This window comes from Paenibacillus sp. 05T425 (genome assembly GCF_056396205.1).
The window spans coordinates 67,711-79,478 of the sequence record NZ_JBFTLA010000012.1; the positions used below are offsets into that span (position 1 = coordinate 67,711).

The 11,768-nt window shown below is 50.8% G+C and carries 12 protein-coding genes; 11 read left to right on the plus strand and 1 reads right to left on the minus strand.

From position 1 onward, the window contains the following. The first annotated feature begins 61 nt into the window (after positions 1-61). Positions 62-1,660 (plus strand): UDP-glucose--hexose-1-phosphate uridylyltransferase, encoded by a 1,599-nt coding sequence (locus tag AC1DF0_RS24545; protein ID WP_477575698.1) that lies wholly within the window; start codon positions 62-64, stop codon positions 1,658-1,660. 204 nt (positions 1,661-1,864) lie between these two features. Further along, positions 1,865-2,320 carry a hypothetical protein gene (locus AC1DF0_RS24550; RefSeq protein WP_475824446.1) on the plus strand — a complete coding sequence of 152 codons (456 nt, stop codon included), beginning with the start codon at positions 1,865-1,867 and terminating at the stop codon, positions 2,318-2,320. Positions 2,321-2,458: 138 nt separating this feature from the next. On the opposite strand, the gene AC1DF0_RS24555 is transcribed toward AC1DF0_RS24550, so the two are convergent. Then, complete coding sequence (locus AC1DF0_RS24555) at positions 2,459-2,686, minus strand: DUF1128 domain-containing protein (protein WP_442051396.1); 228 nt, start codon at positions 2,684-2,686, stop codon at positions 2,459-2,461. A 176-nt stretch (positions 2,687-2,862) separates the two neighbouring features. Here AC1DF0_RS24555 and yyaC point away from each other — a divergent pair, with 176 nt between their 5' ends. From yyaC to thiL, 9 genes are all read left to right on the plus strand, one after another. Next, positions 2,863-3,417, plus strand: coding sequence for a spore protease YyaC (gene yyaC, locus AC1DF0_RS24560; RefSeq protein ID WP_477575700.1), 555 nt, complete (start codon positions 2,863-2,865; stop codon positions 3,415-3,417). 29 nt (positions 3,418-3,446) lie between these two features. Further along, positions 3,447-4,310, plus strand: coding sequence for an alpha/beta fold hydrolase (locus AC1DF0_RS24565; RefSeq protein WP_477575702.1), 864 nt, complete (start codon positions 3,447-3,449; stop codon positions 4,308-4,310). A gap of 13 nt (positions 4,311-4,323) precedes the next feature. Then, positions 4,324-4,980: a DUF6483 family protein gene (locus AC1DF0_RS24570; protein ID WP_477575704.1), complete on the plus strand. Its 657-nt coding sequence runs from the start codon at positions 4,324-4,326 to the stop codon at positions 4,978-4,980. 30 nt (positions 4,981-5,010) lie between these two features. After that, the gene (locus AC1DF0_RS24575) at positions 5,011-6,189 is read left to right on the plus strand and encodes a class I SAM-dependent methyltransferase (RefSeq protein WP_477575706.1); all 1,179 of its coding nucleotides are present in this window, start codon (positions 5,011-5,013) and stop codon (positions 6,187-6,189) included. Positions 6,190-6,321: 132 nt separating this feature from the next. Then, complete coding sequence (locus tag AC1DF0_RS24580) at positions 6,322-7,977, plus strand: histidine kinase N-terminal 7TM domain-containing diguanylate cyclase (protein WP_477575928.1); 1,656 nt, start codon at positions 6,322-6,324, stop codon at positions 7,975-7,977. 129 nt (positions 7,978-8,106) lie between these two features. Further along, positions 8,107-9,189, plus strand: a complete 1,083-nt coding sequence (locus AC1DF0_RS24585) for an HD-GYP domain-containing protein (RefSeq protein ID WP_477575708.1) — start codon at positions 8,107-8,109, stop codon at positions 9,187-9,189. Between the two features lie 110 nt (positions 9,190-9,299). Next, on the plus strand, positions 9,300-9,650 hold the full coding sequence (locus AC1DF0_RS24590) for a hypothetical protein (RefSeq protein ID WP_442051359.1): 351 nt from the start codon (positions 9,300-9,302) through the stop codon (positions 9,648-9,650). Positions 9,651-9,792: 142 nt separating this feature from the next. Continuing rightward, on the plus strand, positions 9,793-10,662 hold the full coding sequence (locus tag AC1DF0_RS24595) for a YitT family protein (protein ID WP_475824440.1): 870 nt from the start codon (positions 9,793-9,795) through the stop codon (positions 10,660-10,662). 33 nt (positions 10,663-10,695) lie between these two features. Then, positions 10,696-11,757, plus strand: coding sequence for a thiamine-phosphate kinase (gene thiL / locus AC1DF0_RS24600; RefSeq protein WP_477575710.1), 1,062 nt, complete (start codon positions 10,696-10,698; stop codon positions 11,755-11,757). Positions 11,758-11,768: the final 11 nt, after the last annotated feature.

The window sequence follows — 11,768 nt, forward strand, 5'->3', positions numbered from 1 at the left end:
TCAGCTATCGCCGTCTCCAGACGGCGATAGCTGTTTCAGATAGAGAAGGGAGCAATACCGTATGACAACCGAACTGCAAGCGCAGGCACCAGCTGTGAGTGCCGAAGATGCGCTGCTGCTTATAGAACGTCTGCTTCAATTCGCGAAGCAGCGGGGCATGATTGAATCGCTTGATGTGCATGCTGGCCGCAACGCCCTGCTGGATCTATTCCAATTCACCGAGCCAATGGAGGGAGAGGTCCCTTCCGAGCAGTTGGAGAGCGCCGTGGAACTGCTCGAGCCGCTGCTTGATTACGGCTATGCCACCCGGTTAATTCCAGACAACACGACGACGTTCCGTGATTTGCTTGACGCGAGAATTATGGGGCTCATCATGCCGCGCGCTTCCGAGGCCGCTGCCGCATTCCAGCGTCTGACTGCAGCGGAAGGCATTAAGGCGGCAACAGACGCCTTCTACCGTCTGAGCATCGATTCGAACTACATTCGAATGGACCGCATTCGCAAGAACAACTACTGGCTTCACCCAACCGAGTACGGAAAGCTGGAAATTACGATCAATCTGTCGAAGCCGGAGAAGGATCCGAAAGAAATTGCGCTGCTTAAGACGCTTCCGCAGTCGAAATATCCGAAGAGCCTGCTCAGCATCGCCAATGTAGGTTATGCCGGCCGTGCCGATCATCCCGCTCGCCAAAACTTGCGAGTCGTGCCGCTCTCGCTTCAAGGAGAGGAATGGTTCTTCCAGTATTCGCCTTATGTGTATTACAACGAGCATAGCATCGTGTTCAAGGGCAAAGATGAGCCGATGGTCATTACGCATACCTCATTCGCGAGACTGCTTGATTTCGTTGAACAGTTCCCGCATTATTTCGTTGGCTCGAACGCCGATTTGCCGATCGTTGGCGGCTCGATTCTTAGCCATGACCATTACCAGGCTGGACGTCACGTGTTCCCTATGGAGGTTGCTCCCGCTGACAGCAGCTTCACCGATCCGAAACATCCGGGTGTAAGCTATAGCATCGTGAGCTGGCCAATGTCGGTCGTTCGTCTGTCTGGCGCCGACAAGACTGAGGTGCACGGCGCAGCTTGCCGCATGCTCGATGAGTGGCGGGGCTATAGCGACGAGGCAGCCGATGTTCGGGCCTTTACGGAGCAGGACGGCGGTGCTCGCATTCCGCACAATACCATCACGCCGATCGCCCGTCTGAGAGATAACGGCGAATATGAGCTTGATCTTGTCCTTCGCAACAACCGTACGAGCGAAGAGCATCCGGACGGCATCTTCCATCCGCATAAGCATCTGCATCACATCAAGAAGGAAAATATCGGACTTATCGAAGTGATGGGGCTTGCGGTTCTTCCGGGACGATTGAAGGAGGAGCTGGAGCAGATCGCTGCTTATTTGACGGGCGAGAGCGACGCTGGTGACGCGGGGCTGAACGAAGCAGCGCACCCGCTGAACAAGCACGCAGCATGGCTGAGAGAGCTTGTAGCGCGGTTCGGAACGGCTTGCACGCCTGAACAGGCGCAACAAATCGTGGAGGCAGAGACCGGCGATAAGTTTCTTGAGGTGCTGAAGGATGCCGGCGTCTTCAAACGGACAGCCGATGGCGCTGCCGCTTTCGAAAGATTCCTTTCTTCTATGGGCTTGCAAAAGGCTTAAACAATATTTGAAGAAGCATGCCAATCTGGTTGCTTCTTCTTTTTCGTTTTGCAAAAACTGACCTTTAATATACAGTTGTCTGTTTAATAATAAATTATTAATTTGTAAACTGCAAAAATTTATGGTATTTTTTATATGAAAAACATTGCTTATTGCATAATTCACTTTGTTGACGTTACTTACAATTTAATCAGGAGGATCGATATGACCGAGAAGATGATTCCGTTAGATGAGTTTTTGGAGCTGAGCACAGACGAGCAAGTAGAGAAGTTGAAACGCTGGAAGATGGATTACACGCTGAAGGACATTCGAGAGGCTTGGAATTTCAAGCATTCCGCTCAATATTATATGCTGTTGAAGAAGCTGCGCATTTACGAACGCGTAGTGAACAAATCCGATAAATTCTATCCTGTTCAGGAGCAATTATTGAACCAAAGCGGTGCAAATGGGGAACGCGGCTGGAGAGGCCAACCGTCTTACCTGCAGGAGACAAGACTGCCTGCCGACAGTTTCGACTATCACTTGAATACGACGCTTAGCGGGCCGCAGCTTGCGGATAAGCTGGAGCGAATTGCTCACTTCCTCAAGGGAGAGCTTAAGGACGTTACGATTAAGCTGTCTATTGTAGCTGCTGAAACGACGGCAGATGAGCAAGAATAGGAAGCGACCACAAAGAACCGAGGCAGTCATGTCATAACTGCGTTCGGTTCTTTTGTCGTTTTCTGTGATATATTGTCTGTTAATGGTATAAAATGTAAGTTAAAAAATGGAGACGTAATAATTAGTTGAAAATAAATGCTATTTGCCCCGCAGTTTGCCTAGCTCAGACACGAGCGCTTCCACTTCGCTAATGCTGAACTTTTCTTTCGATGCGACAACATCATATAGATCTTTAATATCCTCATACTGTTCAACTTTAAAAGAAGAAGCCTGCATCGCGGCTGCGGAAGCCATCTTGAGCTTGGCTTTAATGGTCTCGATCATGAACTCGATGTTTTCTTCGGTTGGGGATTCCAGATTGTTCATCATAATGCCTCCTTCAATTGCTGTGCCGCTCGAATTGCGACACATGTCTTATATAGGTGTTTCCGACATTGTATCATTTTTTGAGACGGGATGCTCATCAATTGAAGCGAAGCCCGAAATTGGATACAATCAATGCAATACCTGAATAGAGGAACGATAGAGTGCGAGGCATTAATATGACAACTGAATTTGACCATAACGAACTTCTTGAATTTTTCCAAAGCATTGCGAAGCATCAGCCTGATCGGAATCGCATCGTATTCGTCTGTATCGGTACCGATCGATCGACGGGCGATGCATTCGGTCCGCTCGTTGGTACGCTGCTTCAAGAGCGCGGTTGGCCGCGAGTCATTGGCACGCTGGCAGAGCCTTGCGACGCGCATTCCGTTTCACAGGCACAGGCTTCTATAGCTGAAAGCGATACGGTAATTGCCGTTGATGCCTGTCTAGGACATCCGAAATCGATTGGAAGCTTCATCGCAGCCGCACGAGCGCTGCAGCCGGGCAAAGCGATAGGCAGACAATTGCCGTCGGTAGGACATTATAGTATTGCCGGCGTCGTGAACATGAATGGCCCGAAAGCGTATTGGAAGCTTCAGACAACGTCGCTGCACCTCGTTATGCAGATGGCTGGCAAGGTAGCCGTAACGGCAGAGCAAGCCTGGAGTCAACCGGGGGCCAGGGCGATAAACGAAGATGATGAAACGATCAAGCTGTCTATTCCATACTAGAAACAAACGTATAAAGGAGCGTGTCTACGATGAGCAACGGAGAAGAACAACAGTTGATTTCGATAGCAAATGCTAAGGTTGAACTGATTAATGGTATTGAGCTTGCTTATTATGACTCTTCCTTGTCGTCTGAGGTTGAAGTTGCCGAGAGTGGCAATGTAATCGTACTGCTGCACGGGTATTGCGGCAGCTCTGCCTATTGGGAACGCGTGGTTGGCGATCTGTCGCGTACGGCGCGCGTTATTGCGCCTGATGCAAGAGGACATGGCTTAAGCGCAGCATCGGACGATGAAGTGTATGCGATGGAGACATATGCAGGCGATGTGGCAGGACTGATGGAGAAGCTGGGTATCGACAAAGCATGTCTGCTCGGTCATTCGCTTGGCGGTTATATTACACTTGCTTTCGCAGAGAAATATGGGGAGCGTTTAAGCGGATTTGGCCTTATCCATTCAACAGCCAAAGAAGACAGTGAGGCGGCTAAGCTTAATCGCGACAAAGCTGCGGCGTCGCTTCAGCAAGACGGAGTTAAGCCATTCGTGGATGGACTCATTCCGAAGCTATTCGCTCCGGAGCATGCCGCGGCTCGACAAGCGGATATCGAGCGCGGCAAGCAGATCGGTTATGCAACCTCGCTTCAAGGCGCGATCGGAACGGCTAGAGGCATGAAGCAGCGTCCGGACCGTACAGAGGTTGTGAAGTCAACGTCCTTGCMGGTGCTGCTTGTTGCGGGAGCTGCCGATGGGGTCATTCCCGCGGAGAGCACGTTCTCGGCTGCTGGCGCGCATGCTGTTCAGCATCTATTGGAGGCATCCGGTCATATGGGAATGGTGGAGCAGCCGGAAGAACTGACTGCGATCATCAGCAAGTTCGCGGATACGTTGAAGAAGTAGGGAGTGAGGGTCATTGTTCCAACGGGATTATTTCATGCGGATGATTGAGCAGATGACAGAGGCTGTCGGTCAGATCCTGCAGCTCAGACGAGAGAGGAAGCAGGAGGAAGCGCTGCTTGTGCTTGATGAGCTGCTCGATAAGCGATTTCGTCTCAGCAGCAAGCTCATTCGATCGTTATCCGATGAGGATTTGGTTCGCATGATGACAACGAACGGTTTGCTTGAGGCGGATCAATTAGGTGCGATTGCAATACTTGTGCGGCAGGAGGCAGAGCTTCATGCCGAACTTGGACGAGAGGACGAGAGCTTCGTGCTGTCGATCAAGGCGCTTCATCTTTTTCTAAGGCTATCGTTAGCGGATACGGAGACAGTCATTGTGAATCCGAACGAACAGATCGCTGAGCTGCTGGAGGAGCTTCTGCCCTACGAGCTTCCGGTGCATACGAAGAAGCTGCTGTCATCTTGGCATGAAGCGGAAGGACGTTATGATCTGGTGGAGAATATGATGCATGAGCTGTTAGATGACAGGGTGCTCTCGGCAGCGGACGCGACAGACATTTATCGCCGCCTGCTGCTGCAGGACGATGAACGGCTTATTGCCGGGGGATTGCCAAGAGCGGAGATTGAGCAAGGACTTCGCGAGCTGAATGACCCATATAAGCTGGGCTGAATAGAGAAATAGTAGGAGTGGATCGACAGCATGACAGAGCAATGGCAGCAACAGATATATGATTGGATCGGCAAGGACGAGCTGATGCAGGCTACGCTGAGCGGTTTGCGCCGCAAGGATGGAAATGCAGCACCTAAGACCGTCATTCGCAAGGTGCAGCTGAAGAGCGGCATGCATTACCAATTTGAATCCCATTTCGCGAGCAAAGTGCTGCATGAGAATGTTGCGGAGGGTCAAGCTGCGGAACGTATAACAGGATTGCTAGAAGAGCAGTACAAACAAGCTCTTATTAAGACTCCTTCCGCTGATTTTCAAATGCTTTTCAACAAGAAAGGCAAGGCGACGATCCTGTCGAATGCTCCGACTGGGGCGGTGAAGCAGGCTAATCTCGATCATAACCGACAGAAGCAGCGCATTATCGAGGAAGGCAACGCTGCACCGTTCCTCGTTGAGCTGGGCATTATGACTCCTGACGGCAAAGTTCATGCGAAGAAACAGGACAAGTACCGTCAGATCAATCGGTTCCTCGAGATGGTGACGGATGTGCTCGATTATTTGCCTAAGGATCGCGAGCTGACGATCGTTGATTTTGGCTGCGGCAAGTCGTATTTGACGTTCGCCTTGTACCATCTGCTTGCAACCCAGCAGAAGCGGAGCATTCAAGTTGTCGGACTTGATCTCAAAGCGGACGTTATCGCATTCTGCAATGAGCTTGCCGGTAAGCTTGGTTATGACAAGCTGCGCTTCCTCGTTGGCGATATTGCAGAGTACGAAGAGCTGCAGTCAGCCGATATGGTCGTTACGCTGCATGCGTGCGACACTGCTACGGATATGGCGCTTGCGAAGGCCGTGAACTGGAATGCTTCTGTCATTATGTCAGTACCTTGCTGCCAGCATGAGCTGTTCCGGCAGATCGACAATGACGTGCTTTCGCCGATTTTGTCGCAAGGCTTGCTGAAGGAGCGATTTGCTGCGCTTGCCACTGATGCCGCAAGAGGAACGCTTCTCGAATCGCTTGGCTACAAGGTTTCGATGCTGGAGTTCGTTGACCCGGAGCATACGCCCAAAAATTTGTTGATCCGTGCCGTGCGCGGAGAGAAGCTCGCCTTCTCGGACAAAAAATGGGAGCAATATGAACAGTTCAAGAGTTTCTTACATGTATCGCCAACTTTGGAGAGAGCGCTGTCTGACCGCTTGCCTGGACGATAAGCCAACTGTAAGCGTTGCACACTTAAATTAGTAGATTGTCGTTCCCAATTAGATTTGATACAATGGAAGAAGATGGCTATTACGATGGATGGGTGAACCGAATTGGGATGGATGTTCTGGATAGACCCGGCAATGTTTCTCATTTTGTTCTGCTTATTTTTTTATGTTTTTTCTTCCAATTCCATTACTGTGCTGCATCGTATTTATTTATTGCTCCACATCATCTTCATGATATGGCCGATATGTCAATTTGTAGCGCAGACTGCCAGTAACTCTGGATATCAGCTTTTGTATTTATCGGGCTCCTATGTTGGTCTCTCTTTGCTTGGCGTCGGTTGGTTCGTATTAACGGTGTTTTCTACAGGCCAATCGTACGTCGTTAGGAAGAGCCGTATATTCATGATGGCTATACCAGCCCTTGTTTCGGTTGCGGCAATCGTAATCAACCCAAGCGGCATGTTTCTTTCCATTAACGATACAATTGAATCCGAGAAGCAGCTTCAGCATGGTCCGCTTTATTGGGTCATGATTGGACAGCTTCTCGTTTATGTGGCTGTTTCATTCGCGATTATGATCTATAAGCTTCGGACTTCTGATTCGAAGAGGTACCGGACGTTAGTTAGAACCGTGTTGATCGGACTGATGACGCAGCTGCTGTTCTCGCTGGCCGACCTATTCGTTAATGTTATGTTCATAGACCACCTGGATCACTATGTGCCTCTAATATCGGTCGGTATGGCGCTTACTGCTATTTATTTGGTTCACGCGATAGGCCGGAACAAAGTGTTGGATATTATCCAAATTGCCCAGCGCGATGTGATCAATACAATGTCGACGGGTATTATCGTCCTGGACGAATTCGAGACGATTATTGAAGTGAATAAGGTCATTAAGCCGATTATCAGGCTGCGCATCGGTGATAAGCTGGACACCGCAATGATTGCTGCCACGTTCAAGGAAGAAGCGGCGAAAGAGTTCGAAGCGTTCTTCAATGAGGTTCGCAACCGTCCAATGGATCGCGTGGAATTCGAGCTGGAGCTGGAGCATGATCGTTTCCGTCACATCATCATTCAGTCGGCTCCGATTTTGGACCAAAGAAGAGCGGCGATCGGCCGAGTGCTTACGTTCCAGGACGTAACGGAACTTAGGCTTCTAGTGGAAGAGTCGAATCGTCATAACGCACAGCTGCATGATCGCAACAGGGACTTAATGCTTATGCAGGACGAGCTGTCTCAGGCGAATAAGAAGCTGGAGCAGATGGCGATCACGGATGGCTTGACCGGCTGCTACAATCGCCGCTACTTGCTTCTGCAATTGGAGCAAGAGGTGCTGATGAACTTGAAGTTCGGCATTTCATTCTCCATTTTCTTGTTCGATTTGGACTACTTTAAATTAATTAATGATAAATACGGTCATCTCGTAGGCGACGAGGTGTTATGCAGCACGGTCAATGCCGTGAAAGGCGCCCTGCGAAAGACCGATATACTTGCGCGATACGGCGGAGAGGAATTCACCGTATACTTGCCGCATACGAATCGCGAGCAGGCAGATCTTATTGCGGAGCTAGTGAAAGAAGCCGTTGAGAGTAACAGAGTACATATTGGAACAGGAGAGCAGTCTATCTCCGTTACGATTAGTATGGGCGTTGTGACCATTGAGCACTTCGAACCATCCGTCATTGAAGATCCGAAAGCTTACTTGAGGGAAATATTAGCTCAAACCGATTCCGCTTTATATGAAGCTAAGTACAGCGGCAGGAACAGAATCGTCAAGCGCAAGCTGGCTTAATCATGTAGTCCGAAGGCAGAGCTTTCGGACTATTGGTCTTTCTTCTTATCGTAGTCAATCTGACCGATTTCTGATAAAATAAAAATCTACTAAGAGCTTTATAACTGTTGAAAGCGGGAACTGGTCGAAATGAGAAAAGTGCAAATTGAACTGGTAAAGCCCGGAGATAAACTGGCAAAACCTATTTTTCAAGAAAATGGAAGCGTACTCTTGGGCGAGGGTATCGAATTGAATGATCGCTATATTGATCGATTGCGCGGTTTGGGCATCGATTTTTTGTTCGTTGAGGACGGGAAGACGGTCGATCTTATCCCCGAGGAAACGGTCAGAGACKAGACGCGCAAGCAAGCGGTCGATGCGATCTACAAAACGATGAACGCCTTCAAGGAGCCTAACAACCTAAAGGGAAGAACGATTGCGCCGGATATGGGACGGACATTCCGCTCTGTGTTCGGGCAGATTATGTCCGATCTTAGCACGCGGCCGAACCTGCTCGTCAATCTGACAAGCATCCACTCCAAAGACAATTATTTATTTCAGCATTCGTTCAATGTTGCTGTTCTTGCCGGGATCATGGGGATTGCCAAAGGATTTAACCGCAATCAGCTTGAGGAACTCGGTATCGGGGCGCTGCTATTCGATATCGGAATGACGAAGGTGCCTGCAAGCATCCTCTCTCGAGAAGGCAGGCTGACGCCCGATGAGCATGCTCTTGTACGGAATCATACAACCGAAGGGTTCGAAATTTTGCGCAAATACCACGACATCTCCATCGTATCGGCACATTGCGCTTTGCAGCACCATGAACGCTTCAACGGTACGGGCTACCCGCGCGGTCTTAAAGGAAACGAGATTCATATGTATGCCCAGATCGTTGGACTAGCTGATACATTCGATGCATTGACTTCGCCTAGGCCGCATCGTAAACGGTATACGTCCAGCGAAGCGATCGAGTTTTTGTTCGCGGCTGGCGGCACATTTTTTGATATCGATTTAATTAAGCTTTTCTGCAAGCATATATCGATTTATCCGGTTGCGACTACGCTGCAGCTTAGCACAGGGCAGATAGGCGTCGTTTCGGTAAATAACGAACTTGCCGTGCACAGGCCTCGCGTTCGGATCATTACGGAAGCGGATGGCACAGAGCCGGCGTCTCCTTACGAGATCGAGTTGAAAGATGAACTGCATATTACGATTGTGAAAGAGCTGTAGCCTTTCGCAAGCAATGAATAAATATAGGTTCTGTCCTCTAGGAGCCTGACCATACGCGCTTCGTCCTCTCTGCATATTTTATTGCATATGGATGCAGAGGAGTGAGAGAAATGGCGAATAGAGTGAGGCCGCCATTTTACGGCGCGAAAGGCAAGAAAAAGGTTATCAAAAGAACGACTGGCGCGACACAGCCGCTCGGACCGTATCTGAATCGGTTGACAGTGCTTTGGGTCGATGGAAATGGCGTGCCGTTCAATACTACGGGATTCAATGCAGCCTTATATCAAGGATCGACGCTCGTGCAGACTGCGTTCTTTGATCGTTTCGGAGTCGTATTCTTCAGTCGCGTTGAGACGCTGACAAGAGTTCCGTATACGGTACAGCTGTATGATAACAGCGGCGTCGTGTTCCGCACGAGGACGATTCCTGCAGGCGTAGAGGCATTTGCGGTTATTGGTTAACATTTGTTTGGAACATGCGAGGGCCTTCCGGGCAGTACGGCAACAGCCGTATACTTGGGAGGCTTTCCGTTTTTTCTTTGAATATGTAGGAGGATTAAGGTAAAATAACGAGTAAAGACCGATAGGGGATGTGCGTGCGTAGATGGCAACATTGCAGCATCATAAGCTCTCCAAGCTGGACTTGCTTAGACGAGTGCTGTTCATTACACTCGGAGCTTCTTTAGTCGCAGTGGGGCTTGAAATTTTTTTGGTTCCTAACCACATTATTGATGGCGGTATTGTGGGCATTTCCATCATCGCCTCTCATTTGACGGAATGGCCGCTCGGACTTTTCTTATTTATTCTTAATCTTCCCTTCTTGTTTCTTGGCTACAAGCAGATTGGCAAGACGTTCGCGATGTCTACCCTATATGGGGTATCGGTTATGTCGATCGGAACGGCGCTTCTTCACCCCGTGCCTCCACTGACTGTTGAGCCCTTTCTTGCCGCCATATTCGGCGGGGTTATTCTCGGCGTTGGCGTCGGCATGGTTATCCGCTTCGGCGGATCGCTCGACGGTACCGAGATTGTAGCGATTGTGTTCAATAAGCAGATTCCCCTCTCCGTCGGCGAAACGGTTATGTTCCTTAACCTATTCATTCTAAGCAGTGCGGGTTTCGTGTTCGGTTGGGATCGGGCGATGTATTCGCTTATTGCCTATTACATTGCTTATAAGATGATCGATATTACGATCGAGGGCTTCGATGAATCGAAAGCGGTATGGATCATTAGCGAGGAATGGAAGGAAATCGGTGACGCGATCATGAACCGTCTTGGCCGAGGCGTTACTTATTTGCACGGAGAAGGCGGCTTCACAGGAGGCAGCAAGCGCGTTATCTTCTGCGTCATCACGCGACTCGAGGAAGCGAAGATGAAGTCGATCGTGAACGAGCTCGATCCTATCGCCTTCCTCGCAGTAGGCAATATCCATGACGTGAAGGGCGGACGGTTCAAGAAACGCGATATTCATTAACAGGCAAGAGGGGCAGCGAAGGAGCGCAAAGCATTGGATGAATTTGCAAGCATTCATCATTGGACTGGGGCGCGGCAGAGCGCCGAGTGGCAGCAGCGGCGAGGCGTCGTGCTTGGGATCGGCGACGATACGGCAATCGTCGACGCCTGGCTGGCAGAGGACGGCGTTGCCGCGCCGAAGCAGATGCTGTTGGCGGTTGACACGATGGTGGAAACCGTCCACTTCAATGATGTGACGATGCGCGAAGAGGACATCGGCTACAAGGCGCTGGCCGCGAATGTCAGCGATATTGCCGCCATGGGCGGCGTGCCGTTGCATGCGCTCGTGTCAGTCAGCGTACCTCGTACATGGGGGCCGGAGCGGATGCGGCGGCTGTATGACGGGTTGTACGCGTGCGCCGAGCGCTACGGGGTTGCCGTGATCGGCGGCGACACGACGTCGGCGCCGGCGCATATGGTTATATCCGTGACCGTGACGGGAACGGTCGAGGCAGCGCTTGCGCTGCGCCGCTCGGGCGCTAAGCCGGGCGACGCCGTATTCGTGACCGGCGCCGTCGGCATGTCGGCGGCCGGTCTGCATGCGCTGCTTGCACAGAGGGAGGATGGCGCTGCGGAAGCTGCGCATCCCGCTATCGTGCAAGCTCACCGAAGGCCGGCGCCGTCCGTAAGGGCTGGCCGGCTGCTTGCCGCGCATGGCTCCTGTCATGCGCTTAACGATGTAAGCGATGGACTCGCCAGCGAAGCGTGGGAGATCGCCGAGGCGTCGGGCGTGCAGATTGTGCTGCGCGAGACGGAGCTGCCGCGAAGCGGCAGTATGGCGGCTTATGCCTCGGAAGCAGGCATAGATCCACTCGATTGGATGCTTTATGGCGGAGAAGATTACGTGTTGCTGGGAACAATAGACAAAGCGTCAGTCAAAGCGACCCTGGATTCATTCCGTCAGGAAGGTATTCCGTTCTTTATCATCGGCGAGGTCGAAGCTGGCGATGCCAAGGTTGATCTAGTGCGCGCCCGCGCAGCGGGCAGCAGTCATAGCAATATACAAGAGAAGAGAGTCGCGCTGGAGAAGCGCGGCTATAATCATTTTGAGCGATAAAAAAAGCAGGT